A 26467-nucleotide genomic window follows, 5' to 3' on the forward strand; every position below is an offset into this window, starting at 1 on the left:
ACTTTTATTATTGGCATAAAGGTTGGATTACCTCCCCCGACAGGATCATCTGCCCTGGGGGGGCAAATAATGAAAATGATAAGCGCAATAATTAAACCGTTTAAGCTGGATGAAGTCCGCGAAGCCTTGGCTGAGCTGGGTATCGAGGGCATGACTGTGGTCGATGTGAAGGGTTTTGGTCGTCAGAGGGGCCATACCGAGCTATATCGAGGAGCTGAATATCAGGTCGACTTTATTCCCAAAATTAAGCTTGAAATAGCGACCCGCAGTGAAAATACCCAGCGTGTCGTGGAGGCGATTACTGAGATTGCCAGTACTGGCAAAATTGGCGACGGAAAAATATTTGTCTACGACCTTGAGCAAATTGTCCGGATCCGTACCGGTGAACTCGACGAAGAAGCGATTTAAGGGGTGAAATAATGGAAAACACGGTAATTGAATTACAATTCTCTCTGAACACCTTTTACTTTCTGGTGTCTGGTATTCTGGTGATGTGGATGGCCGCTGGCTTCGCGATGCTTGAAGCCGGGCTGGTACGCTCAAAGAACACCACCGAAATTCTCACTAAAAATGTCGCCCTGTATGCCATCGCCTGTACGATGTTTCTATTGGTTGGGTATAACATCATGTATGTGGATAACGTTGAGGGCGGGGTAGTGCCTAACTTTGGTGCACTCATTGGTAGTGCTGCCGACGATGCCGACCATGCGCTGGAATCGGACTTCTTTTTTCAGGTTGTATTTGTGGCAACTGCAATGTCTATTGTCTCCGGGGCAGTCGCTGAGCGAATGAAACTTTGGGCGTTCTTGTTGTTTACTGTGGTCCTCACTGGGTTGATTTATCCTATTGAAGGATACTGGACTTGGGGGGCTGGATTCTTGTCTGAAATGGGCTTTGTTGACTTTGCAGGCTCTGCGATTGTACATGGTGCGGGTGCCGCAGCCGCTTTGGCAGGCGTTTTGTTACTCGGGGCACGTAAGGGCAAGTATGGAAGAAACGGTGAAATCTATCCTATTCCCGGTTCAAACCTGCCTCTGGCGACACTGGGAACCTTTATTTTGTGGATGGGATGGTTTGGGTTTAACGGTGGCTCTCAGCTATTTCTCGCAGACAAAAGCAATGCTATCGCCGTCAGTCAGATCATGGTAAACACCAATGCTGCGGCGGCAGCAGGTGCGATTGCAGCACTGGTGGTGTGTAAGCTGATGTGGAAAAAAGCCGACCTGACTATGATCCTGAACGGTGCATTGGCTGGTTTGGTGACCATCACCGCTGAGCCTGCGTCACCGACACCTATGCTGGCCTGTATTTTGGGGATGTTGGGTGGTTCTTTGGTGGTATTCAGCATCGTTGCACTGGATAAACTGCGTATTGATGATCCGGTTGGTGCTATTTCCGTGCATGGTGTGTGTGGGGCGCTGGGCATTATGATGGTACCTTTCTCGAACAGTGATGCCAACTTTATGACTCAGGCCATCGGGCTGGTGACCATACTGGGCTTTGTGTTTATCGCGTCTTACATCGTCTGGGGGATCATTAAAACCTTGATGGGGATCCGGGTGGGTGAAGAAGAAGAGCTCAGTGGTATGGACCAGCATGATTGTGGCATAGATGCGTACCCTGAATTTGTGACCATTCGCAATAAGTAAGCAAGAAATCACCAAAAAGCGCGGCTTATCGCGCTTTTTGGTTTAAGCGGCAGTTAATCTGAGATAATCTAGCATCTATTCACTCTCAGTAAGCATTCCACGGTCAATGGCAGACAACAAAAAAGTAGCAGGCAAACCTCGCAAGTCCACCCGTAAATCACCGGCCAAATCAGGCAAGAAAAAGACCGCTAACTCCACTTCCTCATTTAAGCAACGCTTACGGGCATTGCGTAACCGGACACTGAGCACGTTGTGGTCGTTGTGCTGGAAGCTGAGTCTGGCCATGGTATTTGCGGTTGCAGGGTATATGGTTTATCTCGATGCCAAAGTGAGCCGTCAGTTTGAAGGGAACAAGTGGCAGTTACCTGTACAGGTGTATGCCCGCGCTATGTCGTTTTATCCGGATCAATATCTGGCTGAGGAGGAAGTGATCTGGGAACTGGAGCGGCTCAATTACTCCCAGGTAAACCGTATTAAACATACGGGCCAGTTTGTGGTGCAGGGTCGTACGATTACCGTGTATCGGCGCTCCTTTGAGTTTTATGACGGGGTTGAGCAGGCGCGTATCTTTACCCTCAATTTTGCTGGCAAAAAACTGGCCAGTATTGTGAATGATCAGGGCCGGCGAGTTGAGAGTGCCAGACTTGAGCCGGTACAAATTGCCCGGATAGGCAATGAAAGTCGTCAGGATCGGGAATTTGTGCCACTGGACAAAATACCCGATATTCTAAAAAACACCTTGCTAGTGGTTGAAGATCGGGCGTTTTACGAACATCACGGGGTGTCTGTGTGGTCGATTATGCGCGCCTTGTACCACAATATTCGCGCGGGACGCACTGTACAGGGGGGAAGTACCCTGACCCAGCAGCTGGCAAAGAACTTTTATTTAACCCGGGAGCGCTCTTTGCTGCGCAAGATCAATGAAGCCTTTATCGCCCTCATTCTTGATTTCCGTTACAGCAAAGATGAAATTCTTGAAGCTTATATCAACGAAGTTTACCTCGGCCAGGCTTACAACCAGGGCGTCCATGGCATGGGTCTGGCAGCGGAGTTCTACTTTGCTAAGCCCATCGATGAGCTGGAGTTTGATCAGATAGCCATGCTGGTTGCTATGGTGAAAGGTCCGTCTTATTACAACCCGCGGCGATATCCGGAACGAACCATGGAACGACGCGATCTGGTGCTCAGGTTGATGGCGGAAAATGGTCTCATCACCACCAATGAGTATCGCCAGGCGTTGGAGCGGCCTGTTGCAATTCAGCCTCTGAAAGAAAGTCTGATGCAAACTTACCCAGGTTATCTGGAGCTGGTGAATCGTGAACTTCAGCAATTATTGCCAGATGAAAACGTCGTGAATGCGGGGATCAGGATATTTACTTATTTTGACTTGCAAAAGCAATCCGCCATGGAAGAGGCGGTCAGTGAAGGTTTGCCCTATCTGGAACGGCGTTTTTCGACCGCTCAGTTGGAAGTGGGGATGATTTCTGTGAACACCGAAAAAAGCGGCGTATCAGCTTTGGTGGCGGGGCGTCAGCTTCGTTATTCCGGGTTTAATCGGGTGCTGGACACACGTCGTAATGTGGGCTCTCTGGTAAAGCCCGCGATATACTTATCAGCACTTGAGCAGCCAGGCTATAACTTGGGAACCTTGCTGGAGGATGCCCCATTACAAGTGACTAACGCGGCGGGAAAAACCTGGCAACCGGAAAACTTCGATCATCGATTCCGGGGGGCGGTACCTTTGTATCGGGCGTTCAGTGAGAGTATCAATATTCCAGCGGTTAACTTGGGTCTGGATGTCGGCATCGACTCTGTTGCTCAAACCATAGGACAGCTTGGTGTCGACAGTGATATTCCTTTGTATCCCTCTATGCTGTTGGGGGCTGTGGAGTTATCGAGTTTTGATGTGGCTCAGATGTACACCACATTGGCTGCCAATGGCCAATATGCGCCATTGACGAGTATTTCGGCTATTACGAATACCACAGGCAAGCGTCTGTATCAGCACCGTGTAGCAAAGCAACCCAAGTTTTCTCAGGAAGCCATGTACATGACTCGCTATGGGCTGAAGCGAGTCACCAAAAGTGGCACCGCCAAGCGGTTAAATCAGCATTTTCCTTCTATTCAGCTGGCAGGTAAAACGGGCACGAGTAATGAATTGAGAGACAGCTGGTTTGCTGGGTTTGATCATAATACGGTGACGGTTACCTGGATTGGCCGGGACGACAATAAACCTGCCAAATTGACTGGCGGGCGCGGTGCGCTTGAGCTCTATATCCGTTATTTAAAACCTCTGAATCCGCAGGCGATTGCGGATCAGCGACCTGCGGGCGTCCGCTGGGCATTTGTCAACGAAAAAACGGGTGAGCAGGCTGCGCCGCATTGTGGGCCAACTATCCAGCTGCCTGTTCGCATTGAGGAGTTTAACCCCCGGCCGGGATGCGGTTGAGCCACACCCCGGGGGCAGTCAGTTAAGTTCTGAACTTAGCGATGAGTTGCTTTAAGGTTGCAGCCATATCGCTGAGCTGCTGAGCATCGCCCCGTGTGGCCTCTGCTGAACTCAGTGTATGGTCGGCCAAGTGACTGATTTCACTCGATTCTACCAGTGCCTGTTGGGTGGCGACAGCCTGACGTTTTACCTGATCACTGATGACATGACCTTGCTGGTCGATGTCAGCCATACTTTGCTCTGCGGCACTCAGCACCTGGTTAGTCTCAGTGGCTGCACTGACGCCTTGCTCCATTTTTTCAACACTGCTGAGCATTTTCTTCTGGGTGTCGTTGGAGGCTTGTTGCAGTGAGTGGATAATAGAGTGGATCTCTTCGGTTTGTTGCTGCGTTCTTTGTGCCAGTGTACGGACTTCATCCGCGACAACCGCAAAGCCTCGACCCTGCTCTCCTGCCCTGGCAGCTTCAATGGCAGCATTGAGCGCCAGCAAATTGGTTTGTTCGGCAATTTCACTGATCCCCAGACTGACTTTACTGATGTCCTGGCTGTCTTGCGCAAGCTTATCCAGCGCAATGCGACTTTCTTCGAATTCACGTTGTAACACCATCATGTGTTCGGCCAGTCGGGTGGTATTTTCACTCCCTTGTTTGACTTGTTGTGCTGCGGTTGCTGCAAGTTCAGTAGCATGGAGTGCCGAGGTTTCAACGGCATCGGCGGCATTGGCCATTTCACTGAGTGCCTGATGCACGGTCTGGATCTTGGCTTGCTGTTGTGCCACATCTTCTCGGGTGTCCTGGCTTATCTGGCGCAGTTTATCGGTGGCGCCATATAAATCAGTTGAAGTAGTTCTGACATTGCCTAGTAAATGGACGAAGGCGTCCAGCACGGCGTTGTACTGGCGCAGAATGTCGCTGAGCTCATCTTTGCCACGCGGCTGTGCCCGTGCCGTTAAATCACCACCAGATGCCTGCTGCGCTGAAGTCGAAAATTCCGCAATGGTGTCTACAACTGCAAAATAGAAACCTAACATCAGATACAAGGCGAGCAGCAAGCTGAGTATGGATGCCAGTGCGACCAAATTTCGGATTCGACGCTCATTGGTGAGCTTTTCATCGAGCAAGGTTTTCAGAGTGGGTGTAGCTGCATTGATCAGGCCAGTCAGCTGGGTAAGTACCTCGCGATGCACGCTGCTAAAGGCCCCACTGGTCAGTTCGATGTCGTCGGGCTCCAGCAGTTTATCGTTTATGGTGCGGTGATAGTTATCCAGCGCACGGTTTAACGCCGTAATCTTATCCTGAAGTCGCTTGGTAACTTGTTTGTTGTTGGCTGTAGCGACTTCCAGCTTGTTGTTCAATTGCATTTTTACCAGCGGGAGTACTTTATTCAGGTTTGACAGCGCGATGAAGGTATCGGGCGTGAAACGGCCGCTGCTGATGATCTTATTTGCCTGTTCAGCGATGCCATTCACCTGAGTGATCACATTAGGCAGTGATTCCACCAAAGAGCGGTTGAGGTAAGAGCGGCTCAGATCATTGTCTATCGCCAGCTTAGAAGCAATGGATAAATGCTCTAACTCGTCACCTGGCTTAACGTCTTTAGCAAATGGGCTACGTGCCAAAACCTGAGCATTGCGCTGGGCTTGCTGGTTTAACAGGTTTTCTAAAATGGGCGGATAAAATTGTAAGCCAGCACGCTGTTGCTGACTCACCTGAATTGACTGAGTCAGGGTTGAATTAAGAAAAAATAAGCTTAGGCTGAGTGGTACTAAAAGAATACCAAATACCAGGCTGATTTTGGTTTTGTATTTTAGCTGTGCCATAAAGGCAATTGCGGGGCTAGCGGCTGATCTGAGTCCTGTCATAATTTTATCTTTGTTTATAAGTCATTTGTAATAGACCGGGTATAAACAAAGAATAGTTCAAAGCCCTGAAAGTTTTTACTGCCAAAAACAAAAAAAGCCCCGCAGGGCTTTTTAATATCACTAAACTGAGCGAGTTTGTTTAAGCTACTAGCTTAGCAAATGCGCGCTCAGCCGCTTTGATTGTTTCAGCAATGTCTGCATCACTGTGCATGGTGCTGACAAATCCGGCTTCGAATGCGGATGGTGCCAGATACACGCCTTCTTCCAGCATCAGGTGGAAAAAGCGTTTGAAGCGTTCCAGATCGCACTCAGTTGCTTGCTGATAGGTATCAACACGCTCGGCATTGGTGAAGAAGAAACCGAACATGCCACCGGCATAGTTGGTAGTCAGGGCAATGCCTGCGGCATCTGCAGCACGCTGGAATCCATCACACAGTTGCTTACTCTTACTTTCAAGTGCATCGTGCAGACCAGGTTCTGACAGTAGCTCAAGTGCCTTGAGGCCAGCTGCCATAGCGATTGGGTTACCAGACAGGGTGCCTGCCTGATAAACCGGGCCTACCGGTGCAATGTGGTCCATAATGGCACGTTTACCACCAAAGGCACCTACTGGCATACCGCCACCAATAACCTTACCCAGGCAGGTCAGGTCTGGCTCGATATTGTAATAGGCCTGAGCACCACCCAGTGCCACTCGGAAGCCTGTCATGACTTCATCGAAAATAAGCACAGACTGATGTGTATCGCAGATCTCGCGCAGACCTTCCAGGAAGCCTTCAACTGGTGGAATACAGTTCATGTTACCAGCCACTGGCTCGACGATAATACAGGCAATCTGGTCCGGGTATTGGGCAAAAATGGCTTTCACTTCGTCCAGGTTATTGAATGACACGGTGAGCGTGTGTTTCGCAAAGTCTGCCGGAATGCCCGGTGAGTTTGGTACACCCATAGTCAGCGCACCAGAACCGGCTTTAACCAGCAGTGAATCGGCATGACCATGGTAGCAGCCTTCAAACTTCAGGATTTTATCTCTGCCTGTGTAGCCACGTGCCAGGCGGATCGCACTCATGGTGGCTTCGGTCCCTGAGCTGACCATACGCACTTTGTCGATAGAGGGAACCAACGCTTTGACTTTTTCAGCCATCAGGATTTCGCTTTCAGTCGGTGCACCATAGCTCAGACCATTTTCTACCGCATCCAGCACAGCCTGCTTAATTTGCGGGTGGTTATGGCCGAGGATCATCGGACCCCAGGAGCCAACATAATCGATGTAGCGTTTACCATCGGCATCAAACGTGTGTGGGCCTTCTGCTTTGTTAATGAATAGCGGTGTGCCACCGACGCCATTAAACGCGCGGACCGGTGAGTTGACACCACCCGGGATAGATTCCTGGGCACGAGAGAAAAGGTCTTGACTGATTGTCATAATGTGTCCTTTGTTATGTACATAAGGTATCTGTAATGAACTCAGATACCTCAGGTCATGAAACGAATTTAGTAGATTAGGCTTCGCGTTTGCGGCTGAACCAGGGCACGTCTACTTCGTATTGCTCAACCTTGTCGGCAACGCCCAGTGTCAATGCAAACAACGCCATGCGGATCAACACGCCATTTTGAACCTGACGGAAGATGGCTAAGTTGTCATTATTATTTAAGTCGTTATCCAGTTCATTGGCATCGCCACGGCTATCACGGGGCAGAGGGTGCATCAATACGGACTCTGGCTTACAGTGCGCATCGTAAATGGCCTGGCTGATACGAAAACCACCACGATATTTATTGGCTTCTTCTTGTGATGGGAAGCGTTCTTCCTGAATGCGGGTTTGATAGACGATGTCCGCAGCCAGGTTGCCTTCCATTTTTGAGACCAGTTCAATGCGGTGGCCAGCGTTGCTAACGGCATCCAGAATATAGTCCGGCATTTGTAAGCCGTCCGGGGCGACCATAGAAAAGCGAACATTTTTATAGTGGCATAGCAGCTTAGACAGTGAGTGAACGGTACGGCCATATTTCAGGTCGCCAACCAGGGCGATGTGCATCCCGTCAATGCCGCGTTCGAAGCGATCCAGTTCACGTTCAATGGTTAACAGATCCAGCAATGCCTGGGTTGGGTGTTCATTTGGACCATCTCCACCGTTGATCACCGGGACGTCTGAGCCTGTGGCAAATTCCGCAACTGAGCCAGCATCCGGATGGCGCATTGCGACAGCATCGGCATAAGCGGAGATCACGCGGGCGGTGTCATACAGGGATTCCCCTTTTGCTAAAGCGGAACTTTGCATACCTGTGGTCTCACGGACCGTACCACCCAGCAGGTTAAAAGCGGTCCCGAAACTGACACGCGTTCGGGTACTGGGTTCAAAAAACAGATTGGCTAAGACAGCACCTTCCAGCACATTGGTGCGCTTGTACTTTTTAGCGTAGGGTTCCATTTTCTTAGCAACATTGAAAATCAGCTCAATGGCTTCTCTGTCGAGTTCGTTGACGGAGAGGATGTTTTCACCTTGGAAACTTAACATGCGGCGATTCCTAATCACAGATTGACAACAGGAGGCGGGGAGCACTCCTAACCGAGCTCGCAAAACAGGGCGCATCAGGCACGCTGCGTTGAGTAACTGGAGCGACATAATAGCACAATTCTGTTTTTTAGGCGTGGAAAATGACGGCTAAGTCGCCGTCATAGTCTGATATCAGAAAACCGGTTTCAAGATGGCGAGCAGGATGATGATCAGCAGTAATATCACCGGAAACTCGTTAAAGATGCGATAGAATCGGTCACTACGTTGATTACGGTCATGTTTAAAATCTGCCAGCAGTTTGAAGCAATAAGCGTGATACAAATAGAGCATAATGACCGGTATCAGTTTGTAGTGCAGCCACAGGTTGGCGCGAAACCACTCCCGGCCATAACTGGTGATGAGCAATATGCCAAATACTGCGGTGAGTATCGCAAAGGGCGTGACAAAATAGAGCAGGCGTCGCTCCATGATTTTAAGCATCGCAGAGCAGGGTTTTTCGTCTGTCATTGCATGATAAACAAACAGCCTCGGCAGATAGAATATACCAGCAAACCAGGCAACCATAAAAAAGATGTGTAGCGCTTTGTACACAAGTATCGTCGTCATAAAACCTCTAGGTTGTCTAAAGTAGCAATTACAGCAGGCTGTTTCTCATAGTGAGAATATGGCGGATCTGATCCCACCTGAGCAAGCCCATAATTTGTTCGTTATTTTTCTGATTATACACATAGACGGCGCCAGAGCGCTTGTCTTTGAGGATATCAAATGCATCTGCCAGCGTGGCTTGTGTGCTCAGCCCTTGCAGCTCGATATAAGTGATGGTCATGCTCTGCTCTGAGATCAGGCTGAGGTCATACTCGGCCAGCCGATATCCATGCTCCTCGTCGTACACTATCAGTGGCGTCTGACTGTCGATGGCCGACAAGGTTTCTTTGATTTGCTCTTTGTCGTCCGAGTAGAGGAGTTTAAAGCCCTCGTCCATTTCTTCCATAATCCCAACCTTTTGCAGCGCTTCTTTGGCTGGAGAAACCTGATAGGGCAGCGCCTGAAAATCCAGCTGCTGTAAGAAAATAGAACGATTTCCAAAGACTTGCAATGCAGTAACATAGGCGCAGGAAATCACAATCATAGCGGGTACGACAATCTGAGGACTGGAGGTCAGTTCCATTACTGCGGTGAGGGCCGCCAGGGGAGCATGCAGTGTTGCTGCCAGCAACCCGGCCATGCCCAGAACGCCGTAGGTCCCTGCGACGCTGACATCAGGAGAAATATACTGAGCAAAATACGCCATTAAGGTACCAATCAAGACTCCCAGTCCGATGACCGGGCCAATGATCCCGCCGGGGATCCCCAGGCCAATGGCAAAGATGGTTGCCAGCAGTTTGGCAATCAATATGGTGGTTAGCAGTTGCAGCTCGCCGGGCGTTTCAACGGCAATTTTAATTGCGCTCATACCTGAGCCCATGGCTTCCGGAACCAGGTAGCCTATCAGTCCGGCCAGTAATCCGGCCAGCATCAGGCGTGGAAACATGCTGATAGGCTTAAAGGTTTTAATGATCATCATCAGGTTCTGATTAAATGCAAAAGCAATGGCACCCAGCACAAAACCACACAGAATCAAAAACGGATAATGCCAGAACGACAATGCCGAGACGCTGATGAGTGATAACTCCAGGTCGTGGCCAAACACGTATTGCGTTGCCAGGGCGCCTGTCACCGCTGCCAGCATGATTGGCACGAAAATGTGAATTTTGTATTCCCGCAGTACCACTTCCATAACAAAGATGACGGCGGCCAGAGGGGTATTAAACGAAGCTGCAATGCCCGCTGCAACACCACATCCGGCCAGTGTCCGGGCTGCGTTCATGGGCAAATGCAGGCGCTCGGCCAGAATGCTGGCACCTGTCGCGCCCATGTGTACAGATGGACCCTCGCGTCCGACTGAAAAGCCACTGATGAGTGCCACAGCGCCACCGAAAAATTGATTGACCGAGTTCCAGATGGGCATTTGTCCATAATGCTGTTTGATACGATAGATCACAAACGGGATGCCGAGGCGATAGTGTTTAAACCCGGTCAGACTGGCAAACAGGGCGATCAGTAAAGCGGCACCGACAGGCAGCAGTACCCGCTGGTGTTCCGGCAAGGTGGTGAAATCATCTGGACTGTCTAAAAATGTGCTTTGCACCAGCATGATGGTGAGACGAAACAAGATGATCAATATTGCTGCAATTAAGCCGGCACCAATTCCCAGTAAGCAAAGCTGGATGGAAGTTTTGGGTTTCGCTAAGCGACGGCGTACATTATCGAACGACATACAATATTGGCCTGTTGAGAATCTGATTTGTTGCGAGTGCAGTTGTCCTGCCTAGCTGCCTGTACTAGCTCAATCCTGAGGTTTTTCATAATGCCCGAACACTCGCCAAAGTCAGCGCTGTGGTACTTGATTTCCGGGAAGACAGCAGAAGTAGCATAGTACACTTGGTGGATAAGTGTATCAAATAATCTAAGTCCTTGTAATTAAGTAAATCAAACGACTAGGTAACGCAGAGGAGGGAATATGGAGATCGTTGCTGGATGAGTGCCAGTCTATACTTGATTAAAATAGTCAGGTATTAGATAATTCCGCTATTAAATGTACAGGGGTCGAATACACATGTCTGATCAGATACCAATTAAATTTTCCGATGCGGCGGCTAGCCGTGTGAAAGAACTTATCTCTGAAGAAGAAAACCCTAACCTTAAACTGCGAGTGTATGTGACTGGCGGTGGGTGCTCTGGGTTCCAGTACGGATTTACCTTTGACGAAAAAACCAATCCGGGTGACCTGGAAATTGAGAAAAACGGAGTGTCCATGGTGGTTGATCCAATGAGCATTCAGTATCTGGTCGATGGTGAGGTTGATTACACTGAAGGTCTCGAAGGTGCGCGCTTTTTTGTCAGCAACCCTAACGCAACCACCACCTGTGGTTGCGGTGCGAGCTTCAGCGTATAAAGTCATCCTGATGTAGCATATTTACTCTCAAAGGCCATGCATAAGCATGGCCTTTTTGTATCTAAAATTAGACCAAAAGCGACCATCTTTTTTCTGTACAGTTTGCTAAAGTACCTGTACATGACCAAAACACGGGTGTGTGAGTCAGCACGGTGCTGGCTATCCCGGGTTGGTAAGGTGGATCATCAGAACAAAAAATCCCAGCACCAGAGTGGAAAAAGCGAGAATATAGATGAATCCGCGTTTGCCTTGTTTGAGTGGTACGCCATTTACACGTAAAAAGTAATACCAACCCAGACAGAGCAAAATGGGTAGCAAAAATATGAGCCGGATCATCAAAAATTCTCCCAAAATTTGTTACTTTATGACAGGTTAGCGCTAAACCACTATTTTTTAAAGAAAAAATAAATTATTTCGTATACTGGTACAAGATATAAAATTTTTGTTAAAGTGTCACAGTAATCTTACCTCTCTATTTTAGGTAAGAAAGTTGCAAATTTAATTAGGTGTTAGAGAAAAGATCGTCTATACCTAATTTGGTACATAGGAACAGGGCAGGCAAATTGGGTGTTTTATGCCCAGCTTATGTGTCCTGTTATAAAACAAGCTGCCGGTCGAGACGGGCAAATTTCGTAAGGCAGCATTAATTAATCATCGAGTAGGAGATGTTTTATTATGATGGGGAAAACGGTTTCTTCTGAGGAAAACAGTAAGTTGACTAAGTGGCTAAAATCAAAGCGTCACGAGAAAGGTCATACAATGCGCAGTCTGGCCCAGGTGTTAGGTACACCACATTCTTTCATTGGCAAAATTGAGAATCAGGAACGTCGTTTAGACGTGATTGAATTTCTGCGTTACTGTGAAGCGCTGGAAGTCGACCCATATGAAGGTCTGGCTCTGATCAAAGAAGAGCAGATGTAAACCACTGGCGTTGCCAGTATGAATGAAGGTGCAAGGAGCTGCACCTCTATCCTTTTAACATGGACCAAATACGCCACGCTTTGTTCTAGCGTTTTTCTCCCTGATTGTGATAGTTCTGCTCTATTTGATAGAGTTTATGACGGATTGCGTACAAGAATATCAAAGAAGGCACGACCATCAGTGCCGTCAGCGCGAAGAATACCGCCCAGTTTCCCCCCAACCAGTCATCTATTACGACACCACTGTAGCTGGAGAGCACGGTACGACCGAGACTGCCGAGCGAGGCTAGCAGTGCATAATGGGTTGCGCTGAAAGCGCGATCACATAACATCGAAATGAAGGCCACCATGGCGACCAGCGACCAGGCCTGGGTAAATCCATCTATGACGATAGCGAGGGCATACAGATGTTCCTTGGGGCCTGCAACGGCTATCCAGGAAAACATCAGGTTAGACGCCGCCATGGCAACACCACTGATAAACAGGCCTTTTACAATGCCGTATTTGTGATTAAAGATGCTGCCCAGAAACGCAAAAATAATCGTGATAAGACCGGTTCCCAGTTTTGAATACTGAGCTATCTGACTGTTGCTAAAGCCAATCTCTTTGTAAAACACGATAGACATGCGTGCCAGAAAGGCCTCACCAATTTTAAACAGAAAAATAAAGGCCAACAGGGCCAGGGCCGTTTTGACGCCATTGCGGTTAAAGAAGCTGCGAAACGGCTCAACCAAGGTGACAGCCAGCCAGGCCAGAATGCGCTGCAGTCGATTGTGTTCCAGCCCACCAAGCTGGGACTGATATTGCGCTTGTAGTTGTTGTTGTGTGTGCTCCCGGTGAGACTGGGGTTCATGGGCACAGAGCGTGACCAGAAATAGTGCCAGCATGATCGCTGCGAGCAGTGTATATATCTCGGGCCAGCTGACACCCGGTAAGTCTGCCGCAAAAAACGGTATGGCACCAAGCAGGGCATAGCCACTCCACCATCCTGATGTTGCCATAGCGGCAGCAGCGGTGGATTTTTCACTTTCTTCTGGTGGCAGGATGTCAATCCGATAGGCGTCTATTGCAATATCATGGGTAGCTGCACTCAGAGCAATAATGAAACACAATAATGCAGCCTGATAAAGATCGGCTTTGAGGTCAACTTGACTTAAAGCCAGTGCTGACAGCGCAACAATCAGTTGTCCGGCTGCGATCCAGCTGCGTCTTTGCCCTAGCCAATTCGTCAGCAATGGCAAGCGAACCCGGTCCAGCAGCGGGGACCACAAAAAGTTGATAGTGTAGGCACTGAATACAATGCCAAATAACCCTATCATGCTGCGGCTAAGCCCTTCGTCTTTAAGCCAGGCAGACATCACTGAGCCAATTAAAACCCAGGGAAAGCCCTGACTGACCCCAAAGGCAAAGACCGTGAGCAGACGTTTATCGCGATAGTAGCTGGCATAGTCACGCAGGCTGGATGAAATGATCATAGTGTTTTCCAATCCAGTATCGCCCTGTTATGAGGCAAGGCGATACTGGCTAAGCGATTACTCGAAGGTCTCTTCCGGCAGCATTTCTATGCTGTGGATGATCACAGGTGTTTTGGGGATAAAGGTATATCCCAGCTTTTTGTTGTAGTCTGTTTCGACTTGCATGATTTTGTCGAGTGTATCGAAGCCGTCCGCGACGCTACCAAATACAGCAAAGCCCCATCCGCGTCCGGGGTTAAGGTGGTCATTGTCATCCATATTGAAAAAGAACTGACGGGTTCCTGAATGTGGCTTATTGTCCTGATAAGCCATGGCAATGGTGTACATATTATTTTTCAGGCCGTTACCGCTCTCGTTAAAGATTGCGGGGCGCTCGAACATGCCATCATAGTCTTTGTCATAGCCACCGCCCTGGATCACGAAATCACGCTCGTTGGCCTCGTCCCGCTCTACCCGGTGAAAGACAGAACCTTTATAGTCACCGTTGATCACGTAAGTGAGAAAGTTGTTGACTGTGATCGGTGCACGGGAGCGATCCAGTTCTACGATCACTTTGCCCAGTGAGGTATTGAGCTGAACTTTAGGAAACAGGTTATCTTTTTGGACAAAGCGCCCTTCTTTATTGTTCGCAAATGAGAAATTACTTGTCAGTAGTAATGTCAACAGGATCAGGATACGGAGCATAGCTTAGCCTTTTATTGTTGCAAAAAATTAATCAATTCTTTATCCGACAGCATGCGAGTGACCACCTGCTCAGCAAGGCGGTTTAATTGCCCTTCTACCTGAGATTGGTCATGTTTTAGTGGTTTACTGAATGTTGCTTCACCAGTGAAGGGCTTGGTAAATGTGCGTTGCCCTTTGCTTGCTTCTATAACAAATTCGGCATGCGCTATACTTTCGTGGCGACTGAGCGTTTCATCAACTTTGGCAATAAAGGTGCGAATGCGCAGTGTCAGCTGAGTATCGCTTTGTGGCGACAGTGTCACCCCGTTGGCCTCAAGTGCCTGAGCCAATAGTTTGTTTAAGGTGACAGGCAGCTCTGCATTTGGCAGATAAACCGCAGGCTCTTGCTCCAGTACTTTAATGGTGAACTTGGTTGTTCGATTGTCGATCACCTTAATTGCCAGGGTTTGCGACAACTGGCTGATATTTCCACCTTGATAGCTGGGGTTGAGGATCACTGTTTTAGGTGCACTGCTGCACCCTGCGAGTAAACTGAGAGCTGCACCAAAGAGAGATGCAGAGAATGCTAAGCGCATGATTAGCTCCTTTTAATAGAACTCAATACGGTAAACTTCTTATTATTGCCTATCACCTTACAATTCCCGAACAGGCGCTGCAACTTATCTAGGTAATCAAGGTGGCGATTGCCAATGATCCTTAATTCCCCGCCATTTCTCAGCGTGTGTTTAGCTTGTAAGAACATTTGCCAGGCAATGTGATCGGTAATGGCCTGTGCCTGATGAAACGGCGGGTTGCATAACACCAGATCGGTGGAGTTAGGCGAAAAGTTACTGAGACAATCATTTTGCATAAACTGGCAGTCATCTACTCTGTCCGGAAGGTTATGAGTGACGTTTTCGCGAGCACTGGCAACGGCCATGGCGGATTCATCGACAAATATAACCTGTGCATTTGGCATCCGCGCCAGAGTTTGCAAGCCAATCACGCCGTTTCCACAGCCCAGATCTATCACCCGTAGTGGTTTTTTACCTGCCGGCAGATAGTTCATAAAGAACCGGGCGCCGATATCCAGAGAGTCACGGGAGAATACATTGGCATGGTTATGTATTGTGAAAGGGGTGTTCTCCAGCGCCCAGCTGACCGGAAACTTATCTGTCACGGGTTTGCCGGTGGTGGTACAAAAGATTAATCGGGACTTTTTAACCGCCAGGCTGGTGGTAGGCGGTTGTATAAAGTGACTGAAACTCTTTAGCGTCGAGGTATGAATTTCTTTGGCTTTACCCGCTGCTACAATAGGGGTACCCGCAGCGAGGTGGCTTAGTTGGGATAACTGATGTTGCAGCAGCCCGGCATTTTTTGGCACCTTTATGAGGACCAGGTCGCACTGTTCCGGCAAGGCTGCGAGACTATCTAGCTGAGTGAGTTTGGTTTCATCCAGCGCCCAATCCAGCTGGTTTTCTACCAGATTGTGGCGGGTTGCCTGTTGTGTCACAAAAGAATCACTGACCTGAGTAATATGCCACTGCGCGTGATCTTTTAGCCGTGCAGCCAGCGTACAGCTTAATGCGCCAAAGGCATCATTCAGGATTAGGATATCGCGTGCATCCGGATAGGCTGTGGTAATATGATCCAGTAGATATTCGTCGGCCGCATCCCAGGCTTGCAGACTACGGTTTTTTTGCTCAAGGGGAAAACGATGCAGGGTCAGAGCCGTGCCAGCCAATACAGCGTCGGTGATCATGATGGGGTGAATCTCACTCAAGGTTGGTGCTATCACCTTGCACACTAGCAAAGCGCAGCAGAACTAACAGAACACGTAATATAGCATGTCGAGACTGAACAAAGAATGTTTGCCCGGGCAAACACCACAATTGCCGCCGGGTTTTGAATATCAGCCAGCCTGTCTGAGCTTTGAAAAAAGCCTTGCGCTTTATACCCACCTGGCATCCTCCTTGGATTGGCAACAGCCCACCATCACCTTGTTTGGTCGAACTACACCGATCCCTAGATTACAGTGTTTTATTGCCGATAAGTCTGTGTCATATGGTTATTCCGGCACTCTGCTTGAGAACACCCCCTGGCCTGATGTACTCAGCGCAATGCGCTCACGCCTGAGTCGCCAGTTTGGGCACGACTTTAATGCACTGCTTGTTAACTGGTATCGGGATGGGCAGGACAGCATGGGCTGGCATAGTGACGATGAAGCTGAGCTTGGACTGAATCCGACGATTTTTTCTATGTCGCTGGGGGCGACGCGCAATTTCAAAATTCGCCATAAGCAGACACAGGAAACCCTGACTCTGCCTTTGCCGACGGGAAGTGGGTTACTGATGACGGGGCGCAGCCAGCATGACTATCAGCATGCACTGCCGAAACAAGCGCGCGTCACCCAGGGACGGATCAACCTGACATTCAGAACAGTTGGTTAATGGTGCATAAGTGCGTATAGTATGCGCTAAATTTTCTCCGCATCGGGAGTGAGTTATGTCAATGCAACAACAAATCTACAATAAGCTTGCAGACGCCATCGCGTGCAAACATCTCAATGTTATTAACGAAAGTCATATGCACAGCCGGGGTAGCGAGTCACATTTCAAAGTGATTGCTGTCAGCGAAAAATTCGCGGGACAGCGTTTATTACAACGCCACCGCTTGATTAATGAGGTATTAAAGGAGGAGTTGGCACATCATATTCATGCGCTAGCCATTCACACTTATACCCCGGAAGAATATGCTGAACAGCATGGCGAAGTCCCTGATTCACCGAGCTGTCTGGGCGGCTCGAAATTTGATAGTGAGTGATCAGACCTGTGTTTGCAGGATCTGCATTTAAACTAACGCAGTTTTCATAATACAGAATATGTAGGAATAGACATGGTCATCAAACCTAAGATCCGTGGTTTTATCTGTACCAATGCTCACCCGGTGGGCTGTGCTGAGCACGTAAAAGAACAAATTGCTTATGTTAAGGCTCAGGGTCCAATCAATAACGGCCCTAAAAATGTCCTGGTGATCGGTGCCTCTACCGGTTATGGCCTGGCTTCTCGTATCACCGCTGCTTTTGGCGCTGGTGCAAAAACACTGGGTATCTTCTTCGAAAAAGAAGGTACAGAGAAAAAGCCGGCGTCAGCGGGTTGGTATAATACCGCTGCATTTCAGCAAGCCGCCGATGAGGCTGGCCTGTGGTCAAAGAACATCAATGGTGATGCATTCTCAGATGAGCTTAAAGCCAAAGCGATTGAGACCATCAAGGCTGAAATGGGCAAAGTTGATTTGATCATCTACAGTCTGGCATCACCGCGTCGTACTGATCCTAAATCGGGCGAGACCTTTTCATCGGTGCTTAAGCCAATTGGTCAAACCATCACAACCAAGAATCTAAATACGTCTAAGCGGATCATTGATGAAGTGACCGTTGAAGCGGCCAATGAAGAAGAAATCGCTAATACCGTGAAAGTGATGGGCGGTGAAGATTGGGAGTTGTGGCTGGAGGCACTGAAAGAAGCCGATGTGCTTGCTGAAGGGTTCAAAACGACGGCATACACTTATATCGGTAAAGAGCTGACCTGGCCTATCTATGGCCATGCGACCATAGGCAAAGCCAAAGAAGACCTGGATCGCGCGACAGATGCAATTAAAGCATCAACTGCGCACTTAAACGGTGAAGCCTATGTTGCCTCATTGAATGCGGTAGTGACTCAGGCAAGCTCTGCTATCCCAATTATGCCTCTGTATATCTCTACTTTGTTCAAAGTGACCAAAGAAGAGGGCACCTACGAAGGGACAATTGAGCAGATCCAAGGGTTGTTCAGTGAAAACCTGTACGGAGAGACTCCACGTTTTGATGACGGAGGTCACCTGTTCCAGAACTACAAAGAGCTGGAAGACGGAGTCCAGGCGCGCATTAAAGCTATTTGGGATAAAGTCGACACGGACAGTATCGATGAGCTGACTGATTACGCCGGTTATCACAATGAATTCCTGAAGCTATTTGGTTTTGGCATCGAGTCAGTTGACTATGATGCAGACGTGGATACGGCGGTTGAGATTAACCACCTAATCTAGTCGTTAGACGGGCGAAATCACTGATTTCGCCCGTTTCATTGCGTACCCTTCATTAAGAATATTCCCCTCAGCAGTACTGTCAATTTCTCATCAATACCACTTTGGTCTATATTTAGATTCTTGCAGTGACACCTGATGAACTAAATCCATTGTTAAGTCGTATTATTTTCATATTTCCACTCGCATAGTCAGTACGATTAATGTTAAAATTGCGGAAATATGTAAGGACTATATACCACGGTGCTGGTTCCCGTTGCGGACAGGTTGGCCCGACTTTGTGTATGTTGTGCCAGCTCTTTGACTCCAATACAACTCAGAGAATAGTGCCGTGGTAAGTAAAGATTTATCAATTTCTTTCCGTTAATGTAATGCAAGTGCGTATGATCAACATAAAAAAAGGTCTGGACTTACCCATAGAGGGCGCACCACAGCAAGTTATTCATGATGGTTCTGCTGTCAAACGAGTAGCTGTGTTGGGTGAAGAGTTTATTGGTATGCGTCCAACCATGCGAGTGCGTGTGGATGACCAAGTCAAGAAAGGCCAAGTTCTTTTTGAAGACAAAAAGAATCCTGGCGTCAAGTTTACTGCGCCAGCCTCTGGTGTAGTTAAAGAAATCAACCGTGGAGCCAAGCGTGTTCTTCAGTCCGTTGTGATTGAAGTACAGGGCGATGAGCAAATCACTTTTGAAAAGTTCCCGGCTGCTGAACTCGGCAACCTAGATCGCGAGAAAGTGAAAGAAGTGCTGATCGAATCGGGTCAATGGCCAGCGTTGCGTGCACGTCCTTTCAGTCGTGTAGCAGTACCTAGCGCGTCGCCAAGCTCGATCTTTGTTACCGCAATTGACACTAACCCTCTAGCTGCGGATCCTGCTGTTGTGATCGCTGAAAACGTGGAAGCGTTTGAGGCTGGTCTGGCTGTGGTTTCGCGTCTGACTGACGGCAAAGTGTTTGTTTGTAAGCAATCTGGCAGTAAGGTGCCGAGCTCTTCGCTTTCTCAGGTAGAAGTACATGAGTTTGCGGGTGTTCACCCTGCTGGTCTGGTTGGTACACACATCCACAACCTCGACGCTGTCGGTCCAAACAAGCAAGTATGGCACCTGGGTTACCAGGACGTAATTGCTTTCGGTAAGCTATTCCTAAGTGGTGAAATCTACTCAGACCGTGTTGTTGCTTTGGCCGGTCCGAGCGTGAAGAACCCACGTCTTGTTAAAACTCAAGTTGGTGCGTCGTTAACCGATTTAGTTGCAGGTGAAACTGAAGATGGTGAAAACCGGGTCATTTCTGGCTCTGTGTTAGCTGGTAAAACAGCCGCTGGTCCTCATGCTTACCTGGGTCGTTATCATGTACAGGTTTCTGTGCTGTCTGAAGGTCGTGAGAAAGAGCTGTTTGGCTGGATCGCACCTGGTAGTACTAAATTCTCTGTAACCCGTACTTTCATCTCTCACTTTGCGCCAAGTCGTCTGTTCAAGATGACCACCTCTACCGGTGGCTCAAAGCGTGCGATGGTGCCAATTGGTAACTATGAGCGTGTAATGCCGCTTGATATCCTGCCAACTCTGTTGTTGCGTGACCTGATCTCTGGCGATTTGGACAGCGCGATTTCACTGGGTGCGCTAGAGCTGGATGAAGAAGATCTGGCGTTGTGTACCTTCGTTTGTCCGGGCAAATACGACTATGGAACAATCTTACGTGATTGCCTGACTACAATCGAGAAGGAAGGTTAAAATGGCCTTAAAGAAATTTTTAGAAGACATTGAACCTCACTTTGAACCTGGTGGTAAACACGAGAAGTGGTATGCCCTGTACGAAGCAGTTGCAACTGTTTTCTACACGCCAGGTTATGTCAACAAAGGCGGCACTCACGTACGTGATAATATCGACCTGAAACGTATCATGATCTTAGTTTGGATGGCGACATTCCCAGCTATGTTCTTTGGTATGTTCAACATTGGTCACCAGGCAGCGATTGCGATTGGCAATGGTTTTGAAATTGCAAACACTTGGCAGGCGGCATTATTCCAGCTGTTTGGCGGTGAGCTAACAGCCGATTCTGGCTGGGGCGCAAAGATGTTCTACGGGGCCTGTTTCTTCCTACCGATTTACGCGACAGTATTTATTGTCGGTGGTTTCTGGGAAGTATTATTTGCTTCAGTGCGTAAGCACGAAGTAAATGAAGGTTTCTTCGTAACATCAGTACTGTTCGCCCTGATCCTGCCCGCAACGATCCCGTTATGGCAAGTTGCGTTGGGTATCACCTTCGGTGTTGTGGTAGCAAAAGAAGTCTTCGGTGGTACAGGCCGTAACTTCCTGAACCCGGCACTGGCTGGTCGTGCATTCCTGTTCTTCGCATACCCAGGTGACATCTCAGGTGACACAGTGTGGACAGCGGTAGACTCTTTCTCAGGTGCAACTTACCTGGGTCAGGCTGCAACAGGCGCGCTGGATTATGACAACATGGTACTGTGGTGGAACGCATTCTACGGCTTTATTCAAGGTTCAGTAGGTGAAACCTCTACACTGGCTATCATGATTGGTGGTTTGTTCCTGATTTATGTTCGTATCGCATCGTGGCGCATCGTACTGGGTACTTTCCTGGGTATGGTCGTGATGTCTATGCTGCTGAACATGATCGGTTCTGACACTAACACAGTATTCGCTATGCCTTGGCACTGGCACTTAGTACTGGGTGGTTTTGCATTCGGTATGTTCTTCATGGCAACCGACCCGGTATCTGCGTCTTTCACAGACAAAGGTAAGTGGGCATATGGTGCATTGATTGGTGTAATGGTTGTACTTATCCGTGTTGTTAACCCGGCATACCCAGAGGGTATGATGTTAGCAATTCTGTTCGCAAACCTGTTCGCACCACTTTTCGACCACATGGTTGTGCAGTCTAATGTGAAGAGGAGATTAGCACGTGTCTAGTAACAATGAATCTATCGGCAAAACGCTAGGCGTTGTTGTTGGCTTATGTTTAGTGTGTGCGGTTGTCGTATCTTTTGCGGCAGTACAGCTTCGCCCACTGCAACAGGCAAACAAAATCGAAGACGTGCAGCGCAACATTTTGGCGGCTGCTGGCGTTGAGAACGTTGAAAACGTGTCAGAAACCTACAACCAAGTGATTGACGCACGCGTTGTAGATATGAAGACCGGTGAGTTTGTAGACACAGATCCTAACTCATTCGATTTCACTATGACTAAGTTCGATGCAGCGCGCAGTATTGCTTTGCCAAAAGCAAAAGACGTTGCGGGCGTTCAGCGTATGACGACTGAGTCTCCGGTTTACCTTGCTAAGAACAGCAATGGTAAATTTGAGTCTGTTATCCTGCCAATTCAGGGTTACGGTCTTTGGGGTATTATGTACGGCTTCGTAGCATTGGACCTGGACGGTGAAACCATTCAGGCAATCAAATTCTACCAGCACACTGAAACTGCGGGTCTGGGTGGCGAAATCCAAAACCCAACATGGACTGCAACCTGGCAGGGCAAAAAGCTACCAATCGACGTAGTAAAAGGCACTGCAGGTAGTGATGTGCATAAAGTAGATGGTCTGTCTGGTGCAACGTTAACGTCTAACGGTGTTGAAAATACATTTACGTTCTGGACAGGCGACGATGCGTTTGGTCCATTCCTTGCGAAAGTACGTGAAGGGGCATTGAACTAATGGCTAACTCAAAAGAAATGAAGCAAGTCCTGTTTGGACCTGTCTTTGCAAATAACCCAATTGCACTGCAAGTACTGGGTATCTGTTCTGCGCTGGCAGTAACTTCAAGCCTGAAAAACGCATTGATCATGTCAATTGCATTGACTGTGGTAACTGCGTTCTCAAGCTTGTTCATCTCTATGATCCGTAATCACATTCCGTCAAGCGTACGGATCATTGTTCAGATGACCATCATCGCGTCTCTGGTTATCGTTGTAGACCAGGTGCTGCAGGCATTTGTTTATGCCACGGCAAAAGAGCTGACGGTATTCGTTGGTCTGATCATTACCAACTGTATCGTAATGGGTCGTGCCGAAGCATACGCAATGAAGTCGCCACCTCTGATGTCATTCCTGGATGGTATCGGTAACGGCCTGGGCTACTCAGTTGTACTGATCGCAATTGGCTTCGTACGTGAACTGTTCGGTGCCGGTGCTCTGTTCGGTGTTGAAATTCTGCCGCTAATCTCTAACGGTGGTTGGTACCAGCCTATGGGTCTGTTGGTTATGCCATTTAGCTCGTTCTTCTTAGTAGGTATCTTCATCTGGGTACTGCGTACTTGGAAGAAAGACCAAGTAGAAGCTAAGGCATAAGGGGAGAGAGATGGAACATTATCTGAGTTTATTTGTAAAAGCGGTTTTCGTTGAAAACTTAGCGCTATCTTTCTTCCTGGGGATGTGTACTTTCCTGGCTGTATCTAAGAAAGTCACTACCTCATTCGGTCTGGGTGTTGCGGTAATCTTCGTACTGGGCGTTGCTGTACCAGTAAACAACGTGGTTTATCACGCTATTCTGGCACCAGGCGCACTTGAGTGGTTAGGTTTCCCTGAAGCTGACTTAAGCTTCCTGAAGTTCCTGACATTTATCGGTGTAATTGCGGCACTTGTACAGATCCTTGAGATGACTCTGGACAAGTTCTTCCCGGCACTATACAACGCTCTGGGTATCTTCCTGCCTCTGATCACAGTTAACTGTGCAATCTTTGGTGCGGTATCCTTCATGGTTGAGCGTAACCTGAACTTCGGTGAGTCAGTGATCTTTGGCTTAGGTTCTGGTGTGGGCTGGGCACTTGCTATCGTATTGCTAGCAGGTCTTCGCGAGAAAATGAAGTATGCTGATATTCCTGATGGTCTGCGTGGTCTGGGTATTACCTTTATCACGGTTGGTCTGATGGGCTTCGGCTTCCTGTCATTCTCTGGTATTTCACTTTAAGGTAGCGAGGAAACTATACGATGGAAACTATTGTATTAGGTGTAAGTATGTTCATCGCTATCGTTGTGGTGTTGGTACTTATCATCATTGCAGCGAAATCGAAGCTGGTACCTAGCGGTGACATCATGATCGGCATCAATGGCGATCCTGAAAAAGCAATTAAATCTGCACCAGGCGGTAAGCTGTTAGGCTCACTGGCTGATGCTGGCATCTTCATTTCATCTGCCTGTGGTGGTGGTGGTTCATGCGGCCAGTGTCGTGTCCACGTACACTCTGGTGGTGGTGATATTTTGCCAACTGAACTTGATCACATCACCAAAGGTGAAGCTCGTGAAGGCTGTCGTCTGGCGTGTCAGGTTGCAGTGAAAACAGACATGGAGATTGAAGTTGAAGACTCAATCTTCGGTGTGAAGAAGTGGGAATGTACTGTTATCTCTAATGATAACAAAGCAACCTTCATTAAGGAACTTAAACTGGGTATCCCTGACGGTGAGGTAGTACCTTTCCGCGCGGGTGGTTACATCCAGATTGAAGCACCTGCACACCATGTTAAGTACGCAGACTTTGATATTCCTGATGAATATCGTCCGGACTGGGAGCGCTTTGGCTTCTTTAACCTGGAGTCTAAAGTTGACGACGAAACAATCCGTGCATACTCAATGGCGAACTACCCAGAAGAGTACGGCATCATCATGCTGAACGTACGTATTGCAACGCCGCCGCCTAATAACCTGAGCCTGCCTTGTGGTAAGATGTCATCGTACATCTGGTCTCTGAAAGAAGGCGATAAAGTCACAATTTCTGGTCCGTTTGGTGAGTTCTTCGCCAAAGACACAGATGCAGAAATGGTCTTCGTTGGTGGTGGTGCGGGTATGGCGCCAATGCGTTCACACATTTTCGACCAGCTTAAGCGTCTTAACTCTGATCGTAAGATGTCATTCTGGTACGGTGCACGTTCTAAGCGTGAAATGTTCTACGTGGAAGACTTTGATGGCCTGCAGGCTGAAAATGATAACTTCCAGTGGCATGTTGCACTTTCTGATCCTCAGCCAGAGGACAACTGGGAAGGCTACACAGGCTTCATCCACAACGTACTTTATGAAAACTATCTGAAAGATCATGAAGCACCGGAAGACTGTGAATTCTACATGTGTGGACCTCCGATGATGAACGCGGCGGTTATCAACATGCTGAAAGACCTGGGTGTTGAAGATGAAAACATCCTGCTTGATGACTTCGGTGGTTAAGCTGAAATACATATGATCTTAAAGTGGTTTTTAAGATAAAATAGAAGCCCCTTAGCAGTCATGCTGAGGGGCTTTTTTTATGGGTAATGCTCCGTACAGATCGGGGGTTACTGGCAAATGATACCAATTTGCTTAATTAAGTGTTCTATTTTGAGGCGAGAAAATATGTTCGATAACCAGGCAAAAATTTTGCTATTTAGTTGTTCTAAATAAGAAATTTTTAACACAGTTAGCGTCATATTTGCTCCGTTAAATTGAACAGGTATTAAGTGAATTGGTATGAAATACAAGGGATGACACTGATGCTAAGACAGAGCCAGTTCTGTTTCATTTTCTTATTAAGTATGCTGCTTGTGGCATGTGGCCAGGCAAACAAATCAGCTGAACCTATTGTGCTACAGGGTAGTACGATGGGCACAACCTATAACATTAAGGCTTTTCCACAGCAAAGCACATTGACTAAAGAGCAGTTACATACTGAGGTTGAGGCCGCGCTTAAAGCGGTGAATCAATCGATGTCGACCTATATTCCAGATTCAGAGATAAACCAGTTCAATCGTCTGGCTGCCAACCAGGTCATGCCGATAAGCGATGATTTCAGGAAGGTGGTTGCTGAGTCTATCCGACTGGGATTGTCTACTCAGACACTGGATGTGACCATGGGACCTTTAATTGATTTGTGGGGGTTTGGCCCTGACAAGCGTCCGACCAAGCGGCCTTCTGAGCAGCAGCTGGCGCAAATGCGTGAGGAAATTGGTCTCGACAAGCTGGCCCTGACAGAGAATGGTTTGGCAAAAACGTTGGATCATCTGGAGCTGTCCTTCTCTGCCACGGCAAAAGGTTATGGCATAGATAAAGTAGCGGAGCTGATTGAGTCGCACGGCATCAATAACTATATGGTTGAAATTGGTGGTGAGCTGAGGTTGTCGGGCACTAAACCTGATGATGAGCCCTGGCGTATTGCCATTGAAAAACCGGATGCACCGGTTGGGCAACGACAAATCCACAAAGTGATTGAGCCGGGTAAGAACAGTGTTGCGACTTCAGGCGACTATCGTATTTTCTATGAAATGGATGGTGAGACCTTTACCCATCTGATTGACCCAGGCACGGGTAAGCCAGTTAAACACGACCTGGTATCGGTAACGGTATTACACCCATCTGCGATGACCGCCGATGGCCTCGCTACGGCCCTAACAGTGATGGGGACTGAACGGGCGAGAGCGTACGCTGAGTTACACAACTTGCCAGTCTATTTGATAAGCAAAAGTGATGAAGGTCTAAAGGTTTACGCCAGCAGTGCGTTCAAACCGTATTTATAACGAGATCTGCATCGCGAACGTTTTAACTTAGGTGCGTTTAGTTATATAATGAGCACAATTAACCGTCACCAGTCCGCGATTGCGGATGGATATGCAAAAGAGGCCTGAGATGTCACTATTTTTACTTACCTTTGGGTTGTTGTTATTGATCGCCGTTGCGATGGCTGTCGGGGTCATAGTACAAAAGAAATCAATGGCCAGTAGTTGTGGCGGTCTGGGCTCTATGGGTATCGACAAGATCTGTGATTGTGACGACCCGTGCGACAAACGTAAGAAGCGTCTCGCAAAAGAGCAAATGTGGAAAGAAAACCAAATCCTCTAATCCACTGACATCATCGAAAACGCAAGCCCAGGCTTGCGTTTTTA

Annotated in this window: 26 protein-coding genes; 16 read left to right on the plus strand and 10 right to left on the minus strand. The window is 48.2% G+C overall.

Annotated features, from left to right (window positions below):
- The first annotated feature begins 69 nt into the window (after nucleotides 1–69).
- The 3 genes from AT705_RS15840 (at nucleotide 70) to mrcB (ending at nucleotide 4098) form a co-directional block, all read left to right on the plus strand.
- Nucleotides 70–408, plus strand: a complete 339-nt coding sequence (locus AT705_RS15840; RefSeq protein ID WP_010382970.1) for a P-II family nitrogen regulator — start codon at nucleotides 70–72, stop codon at nucleotides 406–408.
- A gap of 11 nt (nucleotides 409–419) precedes the next feature.
- Nucleotides 420–1649, plus strand: a complete 1230-nt coding sequence (locus AT705_RS15845; protein WP_058797316.1) for an ammonium transporter — start codon at nucleotides 420–422, stop codon at nucleotides 1647–1649.
- Nucleotides 1650–1755: 106 nt separating this feature from the next.
- On the plus strand, nucleotides 1756–4098 hold the full coding sequence (gene mrcB / locus AT705_RS15850) for a penicillin-binding protein 1B (protein ID WP_058797317.1): 2343 nt from the start codon (nucleotides 1756–1758) through the stop codon (nucleotides 4096–4098).
- A gap of 22 nt (nucleotides 4099–4120) precedes the next feature.
- Here mrcB and AT705_RS15855 read toward each other — a convergent pair whose 3' ends face one another.
- From AT705_RS15855 to AT705_RS15875, 5 genes are all read right to left on the minus strand, one after another.
- Complete coding sequence (locus tag AT705_RS15855) at nucleotides 4121–5959, minus strand: methyl-accepting chemotaxis protein (RefSeq protein ID WP_058797318.1); 1839 nt, start codon at nucleotides 5957–5959, stop codon at nucleotides 4121–4123.
- Nucleotides 5960–6098: 139 nt separating this feature from the next.
- Nucleotides 6099–7385 carry a glutamate-1-semialdehyde 2,1-aminomutase gene (gene hemL, locus AT705_RS15860; protein ID WP_058797319.1) on the minus strand — a complete coding sequence of 429 codons (1287 nt, stop codon included), beginning with the start codon at nucleotides 7383–7385 and terminating at the stop codon, nucleotides 6099–6101.
- A gap of 76 nt (nucleotides 7386–7461) precedes the next feature.
- Entirely contained in the window at nucleotides 7462–8478 is a 1017-nt protein-coding gene (locus AT705_RS15865) for an aspartate carbamoyltransferase (protein ID WP_058797320.1), read from the minus strand.
- Between the two features lie 171 nt (nucleotides 8479–8649).
- Nucleotides 8650–9084, minus strand: coding sequence for a CopD family protein (locus AT705_RS15870; protein ID WP_058797321.1), 435 nt, complete (start codon nucleotides 9082–9084; stop codon nucleotides 8650–8652).
- A 28-nt stretch (nucleotides 9085–9112) separates the two neighbouring features.
- The gene (locus AT705_RS15875) at nucleotides 9113–10795 is read right to left on the minus strand and encodes a chloride channel protein (RefSeq protein WP_058797322.1); all 1683 of its coding nucleotides are present in this window, start codon (nucleotides 10793–10795) and stop codon (nucleotides 9113–9115) included.
- 339 nt (nucleotides 10796–11134) lie between these two features.
- On the opposite strand from AT705_RS15875, the gene erpA reads away from it, so the two are divergent.
- Complete coding sequence (gene erpA, locus AT705_RS15880) at nucleotides 11135–11473, plus strand: iron-sulfur cluster insertion protein ErpA (protein WP_010382953.1); 339 nt, start codon at nucleotides 11135–11137, stop codon at nucleotides 11471–11473.
- A gap of 159 nt (nucleotides 11474–11632) precedes the next feature.
- Here the strand turns inward: erpA and AT705_RS25505 are convergent, their stop codons facing one another.
- Nucleotides 11633–11809: a hypothetical protein gene (locus AT705_RS25505; protein WP_010382951.1), complete on the minus strand. Its 177-nt coding sequence runs from the start codon at nucleotides 11807–11809 to the stop codon at nucleotides 11633–11635.
- 339 nt (nucleotides 11810–12148) lie between these two features.
- Here AT705_RS25505 and AT705_RS15890 point away from each other — a divergent pair, with 339 nt between their 5' ends.
- On the plus strand, nucleotides 12149–12394 hold the full coding sequence (locus AT705_RS15890) for a helix-turn-helix domain-containing protein (protein ID WP_010382949.1): 246 nt from the start codon (nucleotides 12149–12151) through the stop codon (nucleotides 12392–12394).
- Between the two features lie 85 nt (nucleotides 12395–12479).
- Here the strand turns inward: AT705_RS15890 and AT705_RS15895 are convergent, their stop codons facing one another.
- Genes AT705_RS15895 through AT705_RS15910 form a run of 4 tightly spaced genes read right to left on the minus strand, consistent with a single transcriptional unit; the run spans nucleotide 12480 to nucleotide 16293 of the window.
- The gene (locus AT705_RS15895) at nucleotides 12480–13868 is read right to left on the minus strand and encodes an AmpG family muropeptide MFS transporter (RefSeq protein WP_058797324.1); all 1389 of its coding nucleotides are present in this window, start codon (nucleotides 13866–13868) and stop codon (nucleotides 12480–12482) included.
- A 57-nt stretch (nucleotides 13869–13925) separates the two neighbouring features.
- On the minus strand, nucleotides 13926–14552 hold the full coding sequence (locus AT705_RS15900) for a peptidylprolyl isomerase (RefSeq protein WP_058797325.1): 627 nt from the start codon (nucleotides 14550–14552) through the stop codon (nucleotides 13926–13928).
- A gap of 11 nt (nucleotides 14553–14563) precedes the next feature.
- Nucleotides 14564–15127, minus strand: a complete 564-nt coding sequence (locus AT705_RS15905) for a YajG family lipoprotein (protein WP_058797326.1) — start codon at nucleotides 15125–15127, stop codon at nucleotides 14564–14566.
- A gap of 2 nt (nucleotides 15128–15129) precedes the next feature.
- Nucleotides 15130–16293, minus strand: coding sequence for a methyltransferase (locus AT705_RS15910; RefSeq protein WP_058797327.1), 1164 nt, complete (start codon nucleotides 16291–16293; stop codon nucleotides 15130–15132).
- Nucleotides 16294–16378: 85 nt separating this feature from the next.
- Here AT705_RS15910 and AT705_RS15915 point away from each other — a divergent pair, with 85 nt between their 5' ends.
- The 11 genes from AT705_RS15915 (at nucleotide 16379) to nqrM (ending at nucleotide 26423) form a co-directional block, all read left to right on the plus strand.
- On the plus strand, nucleotides 16379–16981 hold the full coding sequence (locus tag AT705_RS15915; RefSeq protein WP_058797328.1) for an alpha-ketoglutarate-dependent dioxygenase AlkB family protein: 603 nt from the start codon (nucleotides 16379–16381) through the stop codon (nucleotides 16979–16981).
- 55 nt (nucleotides 16982–17036) lie between these two features.
- A complete protein-coding gene (locus tag AT705_RS15920) occupies nucleotides 17037–17354 on the plus strand; it encodes a BolA family protein (RefSeq protein WP_058797329.1) in 318 nt (105 codons plus the stop codon).
- Nucleotides 17355–17426: 72 nt separating this feature from the next.
- On the plus strand, nucleotides 17427–18617 hold the full coding sequence (gene fabV, locus AT705_RS15925; RefSeq protein WP_058797330.1) for an enoyl-ACP reductase FabV: 1191 nt from the start codon (nucleotides 17427–17429) through the stop codon (nucleotides 18615–18617).
- Nucleotides 18618–18997: 380 nt separating this feature from the next.
- Entirely contained in the window at nucleotides 18998–20341 is a 1344-nt protein-coding gene (locus tag AT705_RS15930) for a Na(+)-translocating NADH-quinone reductase subunit A (RefSeq protein ID WP_058798028.1), read from the plus strand.
- A gap of 1 nt (nucleotide 20342) precedes the next feature.
- Nucleotides 20343–21542 (plus strand): NADH:ubiquinone reductase (Na(+)-transporting) subunit B, encoded by a 1200-nt coding sequence (locus tag AT705_RS15935; protein WP_049864591.1) that lies wholly within the window; start codon nucleotides 20343–20345, stop codon nucleotides 21540–21542.
- Nucleotides 21535–22281 carry a Na(+)-translocating NADH-quinone reductase subunit C gene (locus tag AT705_RS15940; RefSeq protein ID WP_058797331.1) on the plus strand — a complete coding sequence of 249 codons (747 nt, stop codon included), beginning with the start codon at nucleotides 21535–21537 and terminating at the stop codon, nucleotides 22279–22281. Before AT705_RS15935 ends, AT705_RS15940 begins: the two co-directional genes overlap by 8 nt.
- On the plus strand, nucleotides 22281–22913 hold the full coding sequence (locus AT705_RS15945; RefSeq protein ID WP_010382928.1) for an NADH:ubiquinone reductase (Na(+)-transporting) subunit D: 633 nt from the start codon (nucleotides 22281–22283) through the stop codon (nucleotides 22911–22913). The genes AT705_RS15940 and AT705_RS15945 overlap by 1 nt, the downstream gene beginning before the upstream one ends.
- A gap of 10 nt (nucleotides 22914–22923) precedes the next feature.
- The gene (gene nqrE, locus AT705_RS15950) at nucleotides 22924–23532 is read left to right on the plus strand and encodes an NADH:ubiquinone reductase (Na(+)-transporting) subunit E (protein WP_010382927.1); all 609 of its coding nucleotides are present in this window, start codon (nucleotides 22924–22926) and stop codon (nucleotides 23530–23532) included.
- 20 nt (nucleotides 23533–23552) lie between these two features.
- A complete protein-coding gene (gene nqrF, locus AT705_RS15955; RefSeq protein ID WP_058797332.1) occupies nucleotides 23553–24779 on the plus strand; it encodes an NADH:ubiquinone reductase (Na(+)-transporting) subunit F in 1227 nt (408 codons plus the stop codon).
- Between the two features lie 293 nt (nucleotides 24780–25072).
- On the plus strand, nucleotides 25073–26101 hold the full coding sequence (locus AT705_RS15960; protein ID WP_058797333.1) for an FAD:protein FMN transferase: 1029 nt from the start codon (nucleotides 25073–25075) through the stop codon (nucleotides 26099–26101).
- A 109-nt stretch (nucleotides 26102–26210) separates the two neighbouring features.
- The gene (nqrM, locus tag AT705_RS15965; RefSeq protein WP_010382924.1) at nucleotides 26211–26423 is read left to right on the plus strand and encodes a (Na+)-NQR maturation NqrM; all 213 of its coding nucleotides are present in this window, start codon (nucleotides 26211–26213) and stop codon (nucleotides 26421–26423) included.
- Nucleotides 26424–26467 lie beyond the last annotated feature (44 nt).

It is taken from the genome of Pseudoalteromonas rubra (assembly GCF_001482385.1).
Lineage (GTDB): Bacteria > Pseudomonadota > Gammaproteobacteria > Enterobacterales > Alteromonadaceae > Pseudoalteromonas > Pseudoalteromonas ardens.

Excerpts from the sequence above, each read along its gene's own strand:
- AT705_RS15870 (WP_058797321.1), bottom strand. The coding sequence starts at position 9,084 with ATGACGACGATACTTGTGTACAAAGCGCTACACATCTTTTTTATGGTT.
- AT705_RS15945 (WP_010382928.1), top strand. The coding sequence starts at position 22,281 with ATGGCTAACTCAAAAGAAATGAAGCAAGTCCTGTTTGGACCTGTCTTT.
- hemL (WP_058797319.1), bottom strand. The coding sequence starts at position 7,385 with ATGACAATCAGTCAAGACCTTTTCTCTCGTGCCCAGGAATCTATCCCG.
- AT705_RS15890 (WP_010382949.1), top strand. The coding sequence starts at position 12,149 with ATGATGGGGAAAACGGTTTCTTCTGAGGAAAACAGTAAGTTGACTAAG.
- AT705_RS15895 (WP_058797324.1), bottom strand. The coding sequence starts at position 13,868 with ATGATCATTTCATCCAGCCTGCGTGACTATGCCAGCTACTATCGCGAT.
- fabV (WP_058797330.1), top strand. The coding sequence starts at position 17,427 with ATGGTCATCAAACCTAAGATCCGTGGTTTTATCTGTACCAATGCTCAC.
- AT705_RS15935 (WP_049864591.1), top strand. The coding sequence starts at position 20,343 with ATGGCCTTAAAGAAATTTTTAGAAGACATTGAACCTCACTTTGAACCT.
- AT705_RS15960 (WP_058797333.1), top strand. The coding sequence starts at position 25,073 with ATGACACTGATGCTAAGACAGAGCCAGTTCTGTTTCATTTTCTTATTA.
- AT705_RS15915 (WP_058797328.1), top strand. The coding sequence starts at position 16,379 with ATGTCGAGACTGAACAAAGAATGTTTGCCCGGGCAAACACCACAATTG.
- AT705_RS15930 (WP_058798028.1), top strand. The coding sequence starts at position 18,998 with ATGATCAACATAAAAAAAGGTCTGGACTTACCCATAGAGGGCGCACCA.
- AT705_RS15840 (WP_010382970.1), top strand. The coding sequence starts at position 70 with ATGAAAATGATAAGCGCAATAATTAAACCGTTTAAGCTGGATGAAGTC.
- AT705_RS15920 (WP_058797329.1), top strand. The coding sequence starts at position 17,037 with ATGTCAATGCAACAACAAATCTACAATAAGCTTGCAGACGCCATCGCG.
- erpA (WP_010382953.1), top strand. The coding sequence starts at position 11,135 with ATGTCTGATCAGATACCAATTAAATTTTCCGATGCGGCGGCTAGCCGT.
- AT705_RS25505 (WP_010382951.1), bottom strand. The coding sequence starts at position 11,809 with ATGATCCGGCTCATATTTTTGCTACCCATTTTGCTCTGTCTGGGTTGG.
- AT705_RS15845 (WP_058797316.1), top strand. The coding sequence starts at position 420 with ATGGAAAACACGGTAATTGAATTACAATTCTCTCTGAACACCTTTTAC.
- nqrF (WP_058797332.1), top strand. The coding sequence starts at position 23,553 with ATGGAAACTATTGTATTAGGTGTAAGTATGTTCATCGCTATCGTTGTG.
- AT705_RS15910 (WP_058797327.1), bottom strand. The coding sequence starts at position 16,293 with ATGATCACCGACGCTGTATTGGCTGGCACGGCTCTGACCCTGCATCGT.
- AT705_RS15875 (WP_058797322.1), bottom strand. The coding sequence starts at position 10,795 with ATGTCGTTCGATAATGTACGCCGTCGCTTAGCGAAACCCAAAACTTCC.
- nqrM (WP_010382924.1), top strand. The coding sequence starts at position 26,211 with ATGTCACTATTTTTACTTACCTTTGGGTTGTTGTTATTGATCGCCGTT.
- nqrE (WP_010382927.1), top strand. The coding sequence starts at position 22,924 with ATGGAACATTATCTGAGTTTATTTGTAAAAGCGGTTTTCGTTGAAAAC.
- AT705_RS15855 (WP_058797318.1), bottom strand. The coding sequence starts at position 5,959 with ATGACAGGACTCAGATCAGCCGCTAGCCCCGCAATTGCCTTTATGGCA.
- mrcB (WP_058797317.1), top strand. The coding sequence starts at position 1,756 with ATGGCAGACAACAAAAAAGTAGCAGGCAAACCTCGCAAGTCCACCCGT.
- AT705_RS15905 (WP_058797326.1), bottom strand. The coding sequence starts at position 15,127 with ATGCGCTTAGCATTCTCTGCATCTCTCTTTGGTGCAGCTCTCAGTTTA.
- AT705_RS15865 (WP_058797320.1), bottom strand. The coding sequence starts at position 8,478 with ATGTTAAGTTTCCAAGGTGAAAACATCCTCTCCGTCAACGAACTCGAC.
- AT705_RS15900 (WP_058797325.1), bottom strand. The coding sequence starts at position 14,552 with ATGCTCCGTATCCTGATCCTGTTGACATTACTACTGACAAGTAATTTC.